This is a genomic window from Pedobacter sp. (genome assembly GCF_040513095.1).
In the GTDB taxonomy this organism is placed as follows: Bacteria; Bacteroidota; Bacteroidia; order Sphingobacteriales; family Sphingobacteriaceae; genus Pedobacter.
On the sequence record NZ_JBEVDX010000185.1, the window covers coordinates 1 to 14,837 of the forward strand.

Consider the following 14,837-nt stretch of genomic DNA (forward strand, 5'->3'; position numbering starts at 1 on the left):
GTAACTAATATCCTTATTGTTGTGGTACGGTATTTTGGCGGAACCCTTCTTGGAGTTCCCGGATTGATCAATGCCTATAAATCTGCCGCCGCCGAAGCGCTTGGCCTTGCAGAGATAATCGAAAAAACCGTAAACGAGAGGTATGCAATCAGGTTTGATTACCTCATTATGAACGACGTGATGCGCCTGATTAAGGAAGAGCAGCTGAATGTACTGGAACAGCAGTTTGATAATGACTGCAGTATTGTTTTTGAAGTCAGGAAATCACAATTGAACAAAGTATTGCAACGAATTGAAAAGCAGGCCGGAATTGAATCAAAATATCTTGGTACCACTTAAAATTGCCCTACATTTGCAGGCTTAATATGACATCTCCCTCAATGACGAAGAAAAGACACTTTTTCCTGATTCTGCTTTTAGGTTCACTTACGGCTTTAGGCCCATTTTCTATTGATATGTATCTTCCTGGTTTTCCTGCAATAGCGGCAGACCTTCATACCACAGTGGCCAAAGTTTCGCTCTCCCTTTCCGGATTTTTTATTGGAATTTCGGCCGGGCAGCTTTTGTATGGGCCGTTACTTGATCGTTTTGGCAGGAAGAAACCACTCTATATCGGACTGACTGTCTATATACTTGCTTCTATAGGCTGTGCTTATGCATCCACGATCAATATGCTGATTATCCTCAGATGCATCCAGGCTATAGGCAGTTGCGCAGCTGCGGTAGCATCAATTGCAATGGTGAGAGATTTGTTCCCTGTTTCAGAAAATGCCAAGGTTTTTGCCTTATTGATGCTTGTGGTGGGCGTTTCGCCAATGATTGCCCCTACGGTCGGCGGGTATGTGACGACTGCATTCGGATGGCACTCTGTATTTATTGTACTGATGCTGCTGGGCGTAATTAACCTGCTGGCCAGCATTTTTGGTCTGCCGGACAGTTATCAGCCGGACAAAAGTATTTCCCTGAAACCCAGGCCAATCCTTAAGAACTTTTTGGAAGTGCTCACTGAGCCACAATTTTATACCTACGCTTTAACCGGGGCAGTTGCCTTTTCTGGTCTGTTTGCTTATGTGGCAGGCTCCCCACTTCTGTTCATGGATATTTTTGCTGTGAAGGAAGAAACTTACGGGTGGATCTTCGCGTTTTTGTCTATTGGACTGATTGGTTCCAGTCAGGTAAACACCATTTTGCTCAGGAAATACAGCAGTGAACAGCTCATTTTTGCAGCGCTGATCTGCCAGGGCATCACAGGAATAGTTTTTCTTGCCGGAAGTTTCAATGGATGGTGGGGCCTGCCTGAAACGATATTTTTGCTGTTTGTCTTTTTGAGCTGCCTGGGAATTGCGAGTCCAAATACCTCTGCTTTATCGCTGGCGCCTTTCACGAAAAATGCAGGAAGTGCTTCTGCGCTAATGGGTGCTATACAAATGGGGCTAGGTACGCTGGCTTCGATCGGTGTGAGTATGTTTGATACACGATCATCCCTTCCCCTTGTTGCTATCATGGCTTCTACATCACTACTGGCTTTAGCGATTCTGTATTTTGGAAGGAAAACAATTAAAACTAAAGTAGAAGCCGGTAAAGACGGTGCTGTCGCTTTTCATTAATTTGGCTGTTATTGCTTTGCAGGCATCCCGGGCAGCGCAATACCACCATCTTTGAATGCCTTCATCAGCTTTTCCTGAAAGAGCAGCCTTGCATCATTAAAGCCGTGTGAATTTAGCCATACGCTGGTCATTACCTTATATCCGCTTTCCTCCAGTACCGAAATACCTATGCGGTGCTCGGGAGTTTTAAGGATATCCTGCGACTCTCTTATGGTTTCCTCTGTGAGCTTTTGGACCTCTTCGTAGGGTATACCGAAGCTGAACTTCATTTCAATGTCGAGCCGGCGGCTTCCTTGTGTACTGATATTAATAATGACCTCATTTGACAGTTTTCCATTCGGTACGATTACCAGCCTGTTGTCAAATGTGGTAACTGTGGTATAGAAGATTTCGATCTTGGTAACCGTCCCTTCCTGGCCTTGCGCGATTATGTTGTCGCCCACTTTGAATGGTTTAAGCATCAGGATCAGGACCCCGCTGGCAAAATTCTGCAGTGTTCCTGAGAGCGCCAGACCTGCTGCCACACCCAGTGCCCCAATCAGTGCGGCAAAAATGGTCATCTGGATACCAATAAACTGCATTACGGTAAAAACAAGCAATATGCGCAGCACTACCACAGAGAGACTGATAAAGAAAGGCTTAATGGATGCGTCTACATTCTTTTTATGCAGTCCCTTCTGCATCCATCCAGAGAAGAGTTTGATCAGCCAGAGTCCGATCAGGAGGATCGCTATACCGATAATGATGTTCGGACCTTTGTCAATAATCCAGTTAAAAGCTTTATCGTAAAATTGGAGGGTACGGTCCGGAGCTGCTGCTGTCATTCAAATAATTTTAGTTCTTTCGTAAATTAGGTAGCTTAGCATTTATAACGAAATGGCCATTAAAAAGTTTAGTCATTTCTAAAAAACACCAAACAAAAAAAGCGGGCAGATGTTCAATTTAAAGATGCAATGAAATCTGGATAAGATTACATTTGAAAAAGAGTAATTAAAAACTTATGCAGGTTTCATAACAATTAAAGTTCAAACTTTTATACATATGTTCAGCAAACTATCACACAATCTAACTATTTCAGCAGCAAGGAAATTGCTGGATACAAATAAAAAGGAGACATTGAGCACTGCAAAACGACTGTTGTCAATTGTTGCTGGTGCCTACATATTCCAGAGAGGGATCAGGAGTGTAACCAAACATCCGGTGACGAGTATACAGGAGACCTTACTGGGTGTGTTTTTGATTTATGATGCCGTCAGCGGGATTAAAGAAACATATCCGCAACAACCTACTGAGGTTTCCCAGATACGTAGAAACCAGATCCAGGGCAATGATCCCACAAGTCCTACACCTGCCTTTGTATAAAATTGTTGCAGATTTATTAATTAATATAAGAGTAGTGCATCAGTACAAAACTTCTTTTAGAAGCTGTAAAAAGCACTACTCTTTTTTTTACACTAATCTTCTCCGGGGTAAGTGTTGCGATCAGAGTAGTCCTTGTGAAGGTTATAAAAGAAAACCGCCAGTTCTGACAATTCTTCTGTCATGAACAGACAAATTTCATACAGGTCTTTTTCCTTTTCTTCCATAAAACACAACCCTAGTAGATAGATCCTCAAATGATTTACTCTAATAATCAACCGCCTAATTTCACTATTGTTATAGTCGAAATAAACGTGTGCATATCTTTCGAATATAAGAATGTCTACTGTAGCGCGGGCTTTGATCCTGCACATCTCATCTTTTAAAAAAGTGCCATTCAGTAGTTCCCAAACCGGAGCACCCGTCGTTTCCAATTTCTTAATCATATGACTGAGCTTGTCCAGCTCAGTTAAACTTTTGGCCAATTCATTATAAAGCATGGTTGTTTCATTAATCATAATAAAGCATGGTTGGTTTTTTTAATTGATATCATATGATTAATCTGTTCTTCTGTTAATTTTCAATCTCAGCTTTTTTATGCCCCCGTCCCTGAGTTGTCTGATCCTTTCCTTGCTGAGATTAAATTGACTGGCTATATCGTCCAGAGACATTGGCGTCATTCCTGATAACCCATAGTGCAGCCGGATAATCATCCCTTCCCTCGCGGATAACATGCTTAGCATTCTCTGCACTTCATAGACTTTATCGGAGTAATTGAACTGCAGATCAGGGCTTGCATAATGGTCAGCAATAGTATGGAGAACAGTCGTTTGAGTATCGCTGTTTAATGTGGTTTCCAGGTAGATATGTTTGTCGGCTCGGTGGAGGTAATCTTTTACTTTAAGATCTGTAAGATTAATTTCTGCAGCAATTTCTTCCTGCGTGGGGAGGCGTTCCAGCTGCTGTTCCAATATCGAGGAAGTTTTGTTGATGGCAGATATCGAATTGACAAGATTGAGCGGTAAACGGATGACCCGGGTCTGATCAGCAATTGCCAGTATGATAGTTTGCCTGATCCACCATACTGCAAAGGAAATGAATTTAAAGCCTTTGGTATGGTCAAACCTGGTTGCTGCCTTGATCAGGCCCAGGTTGCCTTCGTTGATCAGGTCACCTAATCCCAGCCCTCTGTGCTGGTAATTCTTCGCGACTGACACAACAAATCTCAGATTTGCGTTTACTAAACGTTCGAGCGCTGCCTGATCCCCCTCCTTCACTTTTTTTGCCAGCCCCACCTCTTCCTCCACACTAAGCAACGGGATTCTGGCTATCTCAGCGAGGTATCGGCTAATTGAATCTGCATCCCTTTCGGTGATGGACGGAAGTAGTTTTAATTCTCTCATCTAAATAATAGTTGCACAAATATTTGCTTTAGTAATTAATATTGAAAGCACTAGCTTTAATTCGAAAGAAAATTTAAAAGATTCCGCATTTGCTTAATATTATTTTAATTAAACAATATATGTGTGTGTAAATAGTAAATTATCGTCATTTAATTAATTATTAATGTAATTTAGTATTTCAAAAATTAACATATTAAGTATAAAAGAAATGAAAGAAGAATTGAATGGATTAGACATGGAGCTTTTACGCCATTATCAAGACAATGCATCCTTAACTAACAGACAGATGGCAAGGAAGGTGAATAAATCAGAAGCAACGGTCTGTAATCGTCGAAAAAAACTTGAAAAAATGGGGGCGTTGGATAGTATCAAAGCGCAGCTTAATCCTGCGTTTCTGAACATTGACGCTATCGGTTTTGTTGAACTGAGTGTTGAGCGGCAATCCGATACTACGATGCAAGAGTTGAAGACGCAACTTGATCTGATAAAGGGTATATGCAGCTGTATCAGTATCACTGGAACGACTAGTCTCGAGGTAAAAATTGCTGCTGAAAATACAAGAGCATTCAACCGTATCAAAGACAGAATCGCGAGCATTCCTCATGTGACAGTAGTGAAAACTAAAATGTTACTGGAAGAAATTATTCCCGATAAGGGCTATCATTTTTAATCCGGCAAACTAAAGATACAACCCCGAAGGACATGCCTCTCAGCTTTCGGGGTAGTATTGCCCAAACAATTTTCTCCACGCCAGGTTTAAATCAGATAAACTTATGATTATGCCATCTACGGTTATACAGAATTTTTATTACGATTCAGCTACATCAACCCTGACAATTACGTTTGTATCAGGAAACGTCTATCATTATAAAGATGTGCCACAAAAGATTTACCGTTCCTTAAACATTGCAGGCTCCAAAGGCAGGTATTTCAATCGCTTTATCAAAGATAAATTCGCATTTGAACACAATTAAGCCTGGCCAAAGTTTTAATAAACATAGTGATGATCGCTTCATAACCATTAAAAACAACTAAGTTTGCATCTTAATTCTTAAAAATGTTGAAAAGGGTGCCCTCCTACGCTGGCTTGTTTTTTATCTATGCACTTTCCCTCCTGCCACTTCGGGTACTCTATCTTTTTGCTACAGTGCTTTACTGGATGCTGTATTACGTTTTTGGATACCGCAGGGCTGTTGTTACAGCAAATCTCAAAAATTCGTTTCCTGAAAAAAGCAACTCAGAAATACAGCTGATTGAAAAACGTTATTTTAAATTTCTTGCAGCACTGATCTTTGAGATTATCAAAATGTCTACCATTTCAAAGGCAGAACTACAGCGTCGTTTTACCTTCAAAAACTTAGAGCAGCTCAATCAATACGCCGAAAATGGGATCAGCGTACTCGCCTGTTCCGGACATTATGGAAATTGGGAATGGGGAACGTTAGCTATTGGAATCAGCTATAAAGGTGATAATTATCCTATTTACAGGCCGCTGTCCAATAAAGCATTTGACCAGTGGTTTAATCATATCCGGACCCGTTTTGGCAACAAGCTGATAGCGATGCGCCAAACTTACAGGGCGATAGCGGAAAGCAGGAATACTCCTACAATGTTCCTTTTTGGCAATGATCAGGCGCCGCCCAAAGAAGAATCGCATCAGTGGATGACCTTTCTTAATCAGGAGACTTCATTTCAACAAGGAATGGAGAAGATTGCGATAAAAACCAACAGGCCGGTATTTTATTTAAAATTATCCGTGCTGAAAAAAGGATATTACGAGGTGGAATGTATCCCGCTTTGTCTGGATCCTGCTGCAAGTACGCAGCAGGAAATTACAGCTCTCCACACCCGGCTGCTTGAAAATATCATTCGGGAAAAACCGGAATACTGGTTGTGGAGCCATAAAAGATGGAAACACCAGCCTACTCAGTAACCTGAAGGTTCAGTACACTGGTAGTATGGTTTCTTATCGTTGATGCCAGTGCTGCGTCGTCACTTAAAGTCTTTCCGTAAGATGGGATCATTTCTTTCAGTTTAGCCTCCCATTCCGGGGTTTTCATTTTGTCTTTAAAGCAGCGTTCCATCAGGGTTACCATGATAGATACTGCAGTAGACGCACCAGGAGAAGCACCCAATAAGGCAGCGATAGAGCCATCGGCAGCAGTTACGACCTCAGTACCAAATTCCAGTATACCCCCGTGTTCAGCACTTTTTTTAATTACCTGAACACGCTGACCAGCAGTTTCCAGTTCCCAGTCTGCCATCACTGCATCAGGAAGGTACTCTTTTAATGCATCCAAACGGTCTTCGGGCGACTGTCTTACCTGGTCGATCAGGTATTTTGTCAGTGGTATATTGTCCAGACCTGCAGCAATCATCGGTCTGATATTATTAACTTTTATAGACATTGGAAGATCCAGCAGTGAACCGTTTTTCAGGAAACGCGTAGAGAATCCAGCATACGGACCAAATAACAAAGCTTTTTTTCCGTCGATCATCCTGGTATCCAGGTGAGGAACAGACATTGGAGGTGCACCTACAGATGCTTTACCATATACTTTTGCATTGTGGCGTTCGATTACTTCAGGATTCACACATTTGAGCCACTGACCGCTTACCGGGAAACCGCCAAATCCTTTACCTTCAGGAATATCTGATTTCTCAAGCAAGGGCAGAGAACCACCACCCGCACCAATAAATACAAACTTTGCCTTTACCGTTCTGGTGTCACCAGTTTCCTGATCCTTTATCTTTACTTCCCAGATACCATTTTTCTGCTTCAGCTTGCGTACCTCCTTGTTGAATTCCATATCCACATCAGGTTTGGTCATCAAAGTATTCAGCATCATCCTCGTTAATGCACCAAAGTTGACATCAGTACCCAGCAACATTCTTGTTGCAGCTACTTTTTCATTCGGATCTCTTCCTGTCATAACCAGCGGCATCCATTCAGCCAGTTGTTTGGTATCCTCAGAAAAGGTCATTCCCTTAAAGAGCTCACACTCCTGTAATTTTGCGTAACGTTTTTTCAGAAAGTCTACATTGTCTTTTCCCCATACAAAACTCATATGAGGTATACTTTTGATGAAAGTCTCCGGAGAATCCACAAGTTTCTTCTGTACCAGAAACGACCAGAACTGCTTTGATATTTCAAATGATTCTGCGATGGCTACAGCTTTTACTGTTTCCACAGATCCGTCTGCTAACTGCGGCGTATAATTTAACTCACAAAAAGCTGAGTGTCCTGTGCCGGCGTTATTCCATGCATCCGAGCTCTCTGCGGCGGCTACATCCAGCCGTTCAAAGATTTCTATGCTCAATTCCGGTGCAAGCTCCTTTAAGAGTACGCCCAGGGTCGCACTCATAATGCCTGCGCCAATTAACACCACATCAACTACTTTATTTGAATCAATATTTTTACTGGTCATGAAGGGTAGATAGTTTATTCTTGTATATCGGCCACAAAATTAATATAATGACGCATAGTTAGGCCTTTAATTTCTATTTTATGCGTCATATTTTGAAGATTTTTGCTGAAAGGACGAAAATTTATCTTATCTGTCCATTTCCTCTTACTACCCATTTGTAACTGGTCAGTTCAACCAGCCCCATTGGGCCCCTGGCATGCAGTTTCTGCGTGCTTATGCCTATTTCTGCACCCAGGCCAAACTGTCCTCCATCTGTAAATGCGGTAGAGGCATTTGCATAAACGGCGGCGGCATCTACAGCACTGAGAAAGATATTTATGATCTCCTCATCTTCTGCAATTATAGCTTCGCTGTGACGGGAACTGTGATCAGAGATATGTGCCAATGCAGCATCCAATCCACCGACAGTTTTAATAGCCATCTTATAATCCAGAAACTCTGTCCCAAAATCGTCAGCACTGGCAGGGTGTAACAATTCCCCGGGATATAGATTTGCTACTGCAGCATAGGCTAGCTCGTCGGCAAAAATCTGTACTGACTTTTCTGCCAGCGGCATGATAAGTGCGGCAAGGTCAGATAGCCGGTCATTATGGATCAGGAGGCAATCGAGCGAATTACATACGCTTACTCTCCTTGTTTTTGAATTAAAGATGATCCCTGTGCCTTTCACGGTATCTCCTGAGAGATCAAAATAAGTATGTACAATACCGGCACCGGTTTCGATCACAGGGATTTTGCTATTCCTGCGTACATAGGTTATCAGCGACTGGCTTCCCCGCGGAATCAGCACATCCACAAAACCTACAGCATTGAGCAAAGCTGCTGTTGCTTCACGTTCTGCCGGAAGTAAGGTAGCTACATTTATATCTATATCATGCGCTTCTAAAATCCTGTGAATTACTCTGGCGAGAGCGATATTTGAAAACTCTGCGTCACTGCCGCCTTTAAGCACAGCGATATTGCCTGTTTTAAAACAGAGCGAAAATACATCCAGTGTAACATTTGGCCTGGCTTCGTAAATAACGCCTATCACTCCCAGGGGAACACGGATTTTACTTAATTGCAATCCATTTGGCAGAGTGTCCGCTGAAATCAGTTCTCCAAGCGGACTTTCCAGTGCTGCTACGTTTCTCATTTCCTGAGCCATATCAGCCAGCCGTTCGTTACTCAGCTGCAGGCGATCGTATTTTGGATCATCGGCAGACATCCTGATGAGGTCCTTCTGATTGGCTTCCAGTATAGCTGCTGAATCGGCTACTACTGCATCAGCTACTTCAAGCAAAACTGTATTTACTGTTTCTTTGGCCAAACGGTGTATGGTACGGCTTGCTTTTACTGCATTCTTAAAATATAAACTATAATCTTTTTCCATTTCTATTAGCCTACCGCATAAAAATAATTGTAATGGACCAAAGGTTTTTCTCCTTTTTGCCCTACCCTTTCCCTGGCTTTATCTGATCCGTATTCAGCAATTCCCAAGCCAATAAGCACCTCATTCTCGTCTACCAGCCGAATAATATCACCTTTTTTAAAATCAGCTGATATTTCGAGCAATCCCACCGGCAACAGGCTCCTCGCCTGCCCCGAAATCAGTGCCCTGGCAGCTCCTTCATTTAGTTTAACCACACCAGTTGCAGAATCTTCGGAATGCGCTATCCACTTTTTCTTGCCGGAGGTATTTTTTTCGGGAACGAAAAAGGTATTCACAACATTTCCTTCTACCAGATCTGTGAGCACATTGTTCCGTGTACCGTTCGCAATGTGAACAGGGATGCCCAGTCGGGCTACTTTCTGTGCCATTCCAAGTTTAGTGACCATCCCACCGCGACCTGATCCGGATTTGGCAGTACTGATATAGGAACTTACAGTATCATTGTCGCGCTTGATCTCCCTGATCACTGTAGCATCAGGAGATTTCGGGTTTCCATTGTAGATCCCGTCAACGTTGGAAAGGATGATCAGCGCATCGGCGTCCAGCATCGAGGCTACCAAACCGGCCAGCTCATCATTATCGGTAAACATCAGTTCCGTTACAGAAACCACGTCATTTTCGTTGACAATGGGAATTACCTGGTGTTTTAAAAGGATGGAAAGACAGCTTTTGATGTTGAGATAATGTTTCCTGTCGCGGAAATCCTCTTTGGTGACCAGTACCTGTGAACACAACATCTGCTGTTTTTCAAACAGTGAAAGGTAAGTATTGATCAGTTTGATCTGACCTATGGATGCAAGCAATTGTCTCGCGGCAACGGCATCATGTTTTTCAGAAATACTGATCATGCTCCTGCCCGAGGCTACGGCACCGGAAGAGATAACCACAACAGTTTTTCCCTGTTTTTTAAGTGTTACAATCTGGTCCACCAGGTGTTCGATCCTGGCCAGATCCGGGAAACCATTTGATTGGGTAAGTACGTTAGAACCTATCTTTACGACAATTCTTTTATAGGCAGCGGCCATCATATGCTAAAAGTAAGAATATTAAAATGTGTTTCAATTGCTACAGGAGGGCAATTAATCCTGTCCAGCCCGTCTGGTGGCCTGCTCCCAGTCCTTTACCGTTATCTCCGTTAAAATATTCATAAAACTGTATGTAGTCTTTAAAATACGGATCGTGGTTCAGTTTGGGATGACCACCCGAAACGGGTCGTTCGCCCGCCGCATCCTTGAGAAACAGTGTTTTCAGCCGTTTACTTAACAGGGCAGCGATCTCCGCAAGACTGAAGTATTCACCCGAGCCGGTAGGATATTCCACTTTAAAATCATCGGTATAATAATCCTGGAAGTTCTTTAGCGACTCAATGATCAGGTAATTCACCGGCATCCAGATTGGTCCGCGCCAGTTGCTGTTGCCGCCAAACATATTGGAATCGCTTTCTGCAGGGAGATAAGTTACGGTATAACCAGAACCATCCAGCTGATATTTGAATGGGTTTGCACAGTATGCTTTCGATACAGATCGTATGCCATGATCCGACAGAAATTCGTTGGTATCCAGCATTCTTTTCAGGAGCAGTTTCATTCTATGCCCGCGTAACAGAGACAGTAAATGCTGGTTATTGCCCTTTGTATCTGTCCAGTGGCTCACAAGCCTTACCAGATCAGGACGTTTTTCCATGAACAAGCCCATCTGCTCCTTCAGTTTGGGCAGTTTATCCCATTTTGCTTCCTCGAAAACCACCTGTGCAAACATAGGGATTAAGCCCACAAGGCTCCGCAGGCGCAGGCGATCGGATGTTCCGTCAGGCTTCCTCAGCATGTCATAATAAAATCCGTCCTGTTCATCCCAAAGTCCGGCAGAATCTTCGCCCATCGCAGAAATAGATCCGGCGATATACAGAAAGTGCTCAAAGAATTTGATGGCCATGGCTTCAAATACACGATGGTGTGAAGCCAGTTCCAGACTAATCTCCAGCATGTTTAAAGCATACATTGCCATCCAGCTGGTGCCATCTGCCTGCTCCAGGAAACCTCCCCCGGGCACGGGCTGACTGCGGTTAAAGACCCCGATGTTATCCAGGCCAAGGAAACCGCCTTCAAATATATTGTTGCCTTCACTGTCTTTCTGGTTTACCCACCAGGTGAAATTGAGGAGCAGCTTATTGAACAGGTCGATCAGAAAAGTGACGTCTCCTTTGCCTTTAGCTTTTTTATCAATCTGATAAACATGCCAGGTAGCCATAGCATGTACCGGTGGGTTTACATCGCCAAAATCCCACTCATAAGCAGGCAATTGTCCGCTGGGATGCATATAGTTTGCGCTCACCATCAGGCGTAACTGCTCTTTCGCAAAATCAGGGTCTACTGCAGCGAAGCTGATGCAGTGAAAGGCAAGGTCCCAGGCCGCAAACCAGGGGTATTCCCATTTATCGGGCATCGAGAGGATATCATTGGCTACAAAATGTTTCCAGTGTGAGTTCCGTCCCTTCTTTCTTTGTTCATCCGGCCGGGGCTGTCCGGCATCACCCTTCAGCCAGCGGTTGATATCGTAGCTATAAAACTGTTTATTCCAGAACATGCCTGCCCAGGCCTGGCGCTGCATACTTTTTTCTTCTGCATCTGCTGCAGGCATCTGGCTGCTGCTGTAAAATTCATCCGTCTCGGAGATACGCTGTTTAAAGATCCTGTTGAAATCTTCGAAGGGCTCCAGCTGTTTATTTTTGGACAGCCTGAGCCTTACTTCCCTGCTTTCGCCGGCAGGAATCTGGAGCTGGTACCACAGACCGGCTTTTGTGCCACTCTGATTCGGATTAACGGCTGAGTGACGGCCGTTTACAATTGCGTCATTAATGCCATCCTTCACATAAGGTGAAGCATTTGCGAAATTGTATAAACGTTTGTTATTGCTTTCGTTTTCTGTAAACAGCAATTTTGGGTTCCCATCTGCACAACAGTGGTAGTCACCAATATCAGCGGACCTTAATAAAAGCGTGTTGTGCCCATGATTCAGTATTTCTGGCTTGGCGGAGCCGTTGAACCAGGTATTTCTAAACCAGATTTGCGGGATTACGGCAATTGATGCTGCCTCAGCGCCCCTGTTCCATACAGTATATCTGATCAGGAGATCTTCTTCGTCATTTTTCGCAAATTCAATAAAAACATCGGCATAGTTATCCTGGTCAAATAAGCCGGTATCTATCAGCTCATATTCAGGCTGTTTTTTATTCCGCAATGCATTTTCTTCGACAAGTTCCTGGTACGGGAATTCCTGTAAAGGATACTTGTACAGCATTTTCATGTAGCTATGGGTGGGGCTGCTATCTAAATGATAATAGATTTCCTTCACATCTTCGCCATGATTGCCCTGTTCATTGGTCAGTCCGAATAATCTTTCCTTAAGGATAGGATCTTTTCCGTTCCAGAGGGCAAGGGCAACACATAGGAACTGTTTATCGTCACTGAAGCCCCCCAGCCCCTCTTCTCCCCAGCGGTATGTTTTACTTCTGGCCATGTCGTGCGTCACATGGTTCCAGACATTTCCGTTGCTGCTGTAGTCTTCTCTAACTGTTCCCCATTGACGGTCAGTCAGATAAGGTCCCCATTTCAGCCAATTGGTTTTACCTGCATAATTGCTTTGGATACGCTGCTGTTCCGGATTGAGTTCACTACTGGAGTTCATACTCCAATAATAAGGAATGTTGAGCGAACTTTATTGGTTTAGGGCTAAAACTTGCCAGAAATCAACAATCCTGGTACCCCATTCTGATAAGATGGCATCATGACGGTATTTGTTTTTTTCTTTCCCCACACCACACGTTTTACTGACGGATATACCAGGTAAGCAAATTTTGTGGACAATATACCAATACCGGCACCCGCTACCACATCGCTGAACCAGTGATAACTTTTGTATAGCCTTAGTACTGATGTCAATGTGGCAACACTGTACCCTGCCGCAGTATACCATGGAGATATCTCGCCGTATTCCTGACGCAGAAACTCTGCAGAGGCAAATGCTGTGGCTGCATGTCCTGAAGGAAAAGAATAGTCGTTGAGCCCGTTAGGCCTCATTCTGTTGCTGCTCATTTTGAGTACTTTAACGGTTACGCCGGTAAAGGCACTGGATATAAACAAGATGGAAGTTTTATCCCGGAAGTTGTTTTTACCCTTGACACCAAATAAATCCAGTCCGTACACTGCCAATGAAGGAACATAACGCAGGTAGTCATCTGCGCTGGTATAAAAATTCCTGTTATCATGTTTGATTGATTTGTAAATCCGGTTATCTGCGTCACGCAGGAAATCAGCATTCAATGCCGCAAAACCATACGCCACTGCCGCCGTAGCAGGGATAAATGCATATAATTTAAGCTTTCCCTGATCCCGTAATCTAACTGTATCACTTTTGTGGATTGTATCTGTGTGCTGAGCTTGAACAGACTGTGCAGACAGGTATAGAAAGAATAGCGGCAGGAAAAGTTTAGTGAGCATAATCTGATCTACGAAAATGCGTGCCAAAACGATTTGCAGCTAAAAAGGAATAGATGATTATGTCTCAGCTGCAACGCAGTATTATCAAAATTTTTGGATTATCAAATAATAATTTCGTAAATTCAGGTAACATTAAAACCAAGTATAGATCATGAAAGTATTAACGAAAATTCAGGAATGGGGCGATTGCCATCATCCAAAATGGCTGGACTATGTTAGGATGGCCTTAGGTTTAACTCTTATGTGGAAAGGAATTGAATTCGCTTTCAATTTACATGCTTTCACTACGCTCATGGAAAGTGCCGGATTAGGATTCGCTGTATCCATCAGTTTAATTGCTCATCTCATCATCGCGATGCACTTAATTGGTGGTTTGATGATTGCCCTTGGTACGCATACGCGGATGTTTTGTATGCTCAACCTTCCGATTCTGCTGGTTGCTGTGTTTTATGTGAACTTACCCAGCCAGATTTTCAGACCGTATTCGGAATTCTGGTTCTCCTGCATTGTGGCGCTTGCGCTGATCTGCTTTTTGGTGGAAGGCGATGGTGTTTTGTCAATTGAACATGAGCGGCAGACATCAATAGAATAAAAATACTTTTATTTCAATTATTTTTTGATAATCAAACAAATATGGACTGGTTTTTGAACTAAAAATGACAAAACATTATTTATTTAAAACTAATTGCCATGAATTACAAGAAATTATTGAATGATCAGCTGGATAGGCATACAGATAAAACTCCTGTTGTTGTTGCTTTACTGGCTGGACTAGCAGTTGGTGCTGCCCTGGGGGTGTTATTTGCACCAGCCAGCGGAACGGAAACAAGGGATTTGATCGCCGATAAATCCAAGGATCTTGCAGATAGCGCTAAAGATAAACTGCAGACCTACAAAGAAAAGATTAAAACAGGCGCAGATCAGTTATCTGATACGGCAAAAGATAAATATCAAACTTACAGCAGCAAAATACAGGATGGCGTAGATGAACTTTCCGACATGAAAGATATCGCTGTAGAAAGTGTAAAATCTAAATTTAACCGTGCTGAAGATCTGGCGGATGACATCAAAACAGATGTTGAAAACGCATAACTGATCAGTTAACATACATT

General features: G+C 43.0%; 16 protein-coding genes. 8 read left to right on the forward strand and 8 right to left on the reverse strand.

Annotated elements, in window-relative coordinates:
- Both ABWY16_RS20520 and ABWY16_RS20525 read left to right on the forward strand, forming a co-directional pair.
- The coding region (locus tag ABWY16_RS20520; protein ID WP_353906537.1) for a YigZ family protein at positions 1 to 339 on the forward strand (339 nt) is incomplete at its 5' end.
- Between the two features lie 41 nt (positions 340 to 380).
- Positions 381 to 1,607 (forward strand): multidrug effflux MFS transporter, encoded by a 1,227-nt coding sequence (locus ABWY16_RS20525; protein WP_353906538.1) that lies wholly within the window; start codon positions 381 to 383, stop codon positions 1,605 to 1,607.
- A gap of 8 nt (positions 1,608 to 1,615) precedes the next feature.
- On the opposite strand, the gene ABWY16_RS20530 is transcribed toward ABWY16_RS20525, so the two are convergent.
- On the reverse strand, positions 1,616 to 2,431 hold the full coding sequence (locus ABWY16_RS20530; protein WP_353906539.1) for a mechanosensitive ion channel family protein: 816 nt from the start codon (positions 2,429 to 2,431) through the stop codon (positions 1,616 to 1,618).
- A 217-nt stretch (positions 2,432 to 2,648) separates the two neighbouring features.
- On the opposite strand from ABWY16_RS20530, the gene ABWY16_RS20535 reads away from it, so the two are divergent.
- A complete protein-coding gene (locus ABWY16_RS20535) occupies positions 2,649 to 2,969 on the forward strand; it encodes a hypothetical protein (RefSeq protein ID WP_353906540.1) in 321 nt (106 codons plus the stop codon).
- Between the two features lie 92 nt (positions 2,970 to 3,061).
- Here the strand turns inward: ABWY16_RS20535 and ABWY16_RS20540 are convergent, their stop codons facing one another.
- Together ABWY16_RS20540 and ABWY16_RS20545 are read right to left on the reverse strand one after the other, a co-directional pair.
- Positions 3,062 to 3,484 carry a hypothetical protein gene (locus tag ABWY16_RS20540; RefSeq protein ID WP_353906541.1) on the reverse strand — a complete coding sequence of 141 codons (423 nt, stop codon included), beginning with the start codon at positions 3,482 to 3,484 and terminating at the stop codon, positions 3,062 to 3,064.
- Between the two features lie 39 nt (positions 3,485 to 3,523).
- The gene (locus tag ABWY16_RS20545; protein WP_353906542.1) at positions 3,524 to 4,369 is read right to left on the reverse strand and encodes a sigma-70 family RNA polymerase sigma factor; all 846 of its coding nucleotides are present in this window, start codon (positions 4,367 to 4,369) and stop codon (positions 3,524 to 3,526) included.
- A gap of 208 nt (positions 4,370 to 4,577) precedes the next feature.
- Here ABWY16_RS20545 and ABWY16_RS20550 point away from each other — a divergent pair, with 208 nt between their 5' ends.
- From ABWY16_RS20550 to ABWY16_RS20560, 3 genes are all read left to right on the forward strand, one after another.
- On the forward strand, positions 4,578 to 5,039 hold the full coding sequence (locus ABWY16_RS20550; RefSeq protein ID WP_353906543.1) for an Lrp/AsnC family transcriptional regulator: 462 nt from the start codon (positions 4,578 to 4,580) through the stop codon (positions 5,037 to 5,039).
- A gap of 109 nt (positions 5,040 to 5,148) precedes the next feature.
- Positions 5,149 to 5,343: a KTSC domain-containing protein gene (locus ABWY16_RS20555; RefSeq protein ID WP_353906544.1), complete on the forward strand. Its 195-nt coding sequence runs from the start codon at positions 5,149 to 5,151 to the stop codon at positions 5,341 to 5,343.
- Between the two features lie 83 nt (positions 5,344 to 5,426).
- The gene (locus ABWY16_RS20560) at positions 5,427 to 6,302 is read left to right on the forward strand and encodes a lysophospholipid acyltransferase family protein (protein WP_353906545.1); all 876 of its coding nucleotides are present in this window, start codon (positions 5,427 to 5,429) and stop codon (positions 6,300 to 6,302) included.
- Here ABWY16_RS20560 and ABWY16_RS20565 read toward each other — a convergent pair.
- The 5 genes from ABWY16_RS20565 to ABWY16_RS20585 all read right to left on the reverse strand — a co-directional run bounded on the left by ABWY16_RS20565 (position 6,292) and on the right by ABWY16_RS20585 (position 13,752).
- The gene (locus ABWY16_RS20565; RefSeq protein WP_353906546.1) at positions 6,292 to 7,797 is read right to left on the reverse strand and encodes a malate:quinone oxidoreductase; all 1,506 of its coding nucleotides are present in this window, start codon (positions 7,795 to 7,797) and stop codon (positions 6,292 to 6,294) included. The genes ABWY16_RS20560 and ABWY16_RS20565 overlap by 11 nt on opposite strands.
- 121 nt (positions 7,798 to 7,918) lie before the next feature.
- Positions 7,919 to 9,169, reverse strand: a complete 1,251-nt coding sequence (locus tag ABWY16_RS20570) for a glutamate-5-semialdehyde dehydrogenase (RefSeq protein WP_353906547.1) — start codon at positions 9,167 to 9,169, stop codon at positions 7,919 to 7,921.
- A gap of 5 nt (positions 9,170 to 9,174) precedes the next feature.
- Positions 9,175 to 10,257 carry a glutamate 5-kinase gene (proB, locus tag ABWY16_RS20575; RefSeq protein WP_353906548.1) on the reverse strand — a complete coding sequence of 361 codons (1,083 nt, stop codon included), beginning with the start codon at positions 10,255 to 10,257 and terminating at the stop codon, positions 9,175 to 9,177.
- A gap of 37 nt (positions 10,258 to 10,294) precedes the next feature.
- Positions 10,295 to 12,913, reverse strand: coding sequence for an MGH1-like glycoside hydrolase domain-containing protein (locus ABWY16_RS20580; protein WP_353906549.1), 2,619 nt, complete (start codon positions 12,911 to 12,913; stop codon positions 10,295 to 10,297).
- Positions 12,914 to 12,957: 44 nt separating this feature from the next.
- Entirely contained in the window at positions 12,958 to 13,752 is a 795-nt protein-coding gene (locus tag ABWY16_RS20585; protein WP_353906550.1) for a phosphatase PAP2 family protein, read from the reverse strand.
- Positions 13,753 to 13,876: 124 nt separating this feature from the next.
- Between ABWY16_RS20585 and ABWY16_RS20590 the strand changes: the two genes are divergently transcribed.
- Both ABWY16_RS20590 and ABWY16_RS20595 read left to right on the forward strand, forming a co-directional pair.
- On the forward strand, positions 13,877 to 14,317 hold the full coding sequence (locus ABWY16_RS20590; RefSeq protein ID WP_353906551.1) for a DoxX family protein: 441 nt from the start codon (positions 13,877 to 13,879) through the stop codon (positions 14,315 to 14,317).
- A 98-nt stretch (positions 14,318 to 14,415) separates the two neighbouring features.
- Entirely contained in the window at positions 14,416 to 14,817 is a 402-nt protein-coding gene (locus ABWY16_RS20595; RefSeq protein WP_353906552.1) for a YtxH domain-containing protein, read from the forward strand.
- Positions 14,818 to 14,837 lie beyond the last annotated feature (20 nt).

Excerpts from the sequence above, each read along its gene's own strand:
- ABWY16_RS20525 (WP_353906538.1), top strand. The coding sequence starts at position 381 with ATGACGAAGAAAAGACACTTTTTCCTGATTCTGCTTTTAGGTTCACTT.
- ABWY16_RS20530 (WP_353906539.1), bottom strand. The coding sequence starts at position 2,431 with ATGACAGCAGCAGCTCCGGACCGTACCCTCCAATTTTACGATAAAGCT.
- ABWY16_RS20535 (WP_353906540.1), top strand. The coding sequence starts at position 2,649 with ATGTTCAGCAAACTATCACACAATCTAACTATTTCAGCAGCAAGGAAA.
- ABWY16_RS20540 (WP_353906541.1), bottom strand. The coding sequence starts at position 3,484 with ATGATTAATGAAACAACCATGCTTTATAATGAATTGGCCAAAAGTTTA.
- ABWY16_RS20545 (WP_353906542.1), bottom strand. The coding sequence starts at position 4,369 with ATGAGAGAATTAAAACTACTTCCGTCCATCACCGAAAGGGATGCAGAT.
- ABWY16_RS20550 (WP_353906543.1), top strand. The coding sequence starts at position 4,578 with ATGAAAGAAGAATTGAATGGATTAGACATGGAGCTTTTACGCCATTAT.
- ABWY16_RS20555 (WP_353906544.1), top strand. The coding sequence starts at position 5,149 with ATGCCATCTACGGTTATACAGAATTTTTATTACGATTCAGCTACATCA.
- ABWY16_RS20560 (WP_353906545.1), top strand. The coding sequence starts at position 5,427 with ATGTTGAAAAGGGTGCCCTCCTACGCTGGCTTGTTTTTTATCTATGCA.
- ABWY16_RS20565 (WP_353906546.1), bottom strand. The coding sequence starts at position 7,797 with ATGACCAGTAAAAATATTGATTCAAATAAAGTAGTTGATGTGGTGTTA.
- ABWY16_RS20570 (WP_353906547.1), bottom strand. The coding sequence starts at position 9,169 with ATGGAAAAAGATTATAGTTTATATTTTAAGAATGCAGTAAAAGCAAGC.
- proB (WP_353906548.1), bottom strand. The coding sequence starts at position 10,257 with ATGATGGCCGCTGCCTATAAAAGAATTGTCGTAAAGATAGGTTCTAAC.
- ABWY16_RS20580 (WP_353906549.1), bottom strand. The coding sequence starts at position 12,913 with ATGAACTCCAGTAGTGAACTCAATCCGGAACAGCAGCGTATCCAAAGC.
- ABWY16_RS20590 (WP_353906551.1), top strand. The coding sequence starts at position 13,877 with ATGAAAGTATTAACGAAAATTCAGGAATGGGGCGATTGCCATCATCCA.
- ABWY16_RS20595 (WP_353906552.1), top strand. The coding sequence starts at position 14,416 with ATGAATTACAAGAAATTATTGAATGATCAGCTGGATAGGCATACAGAT.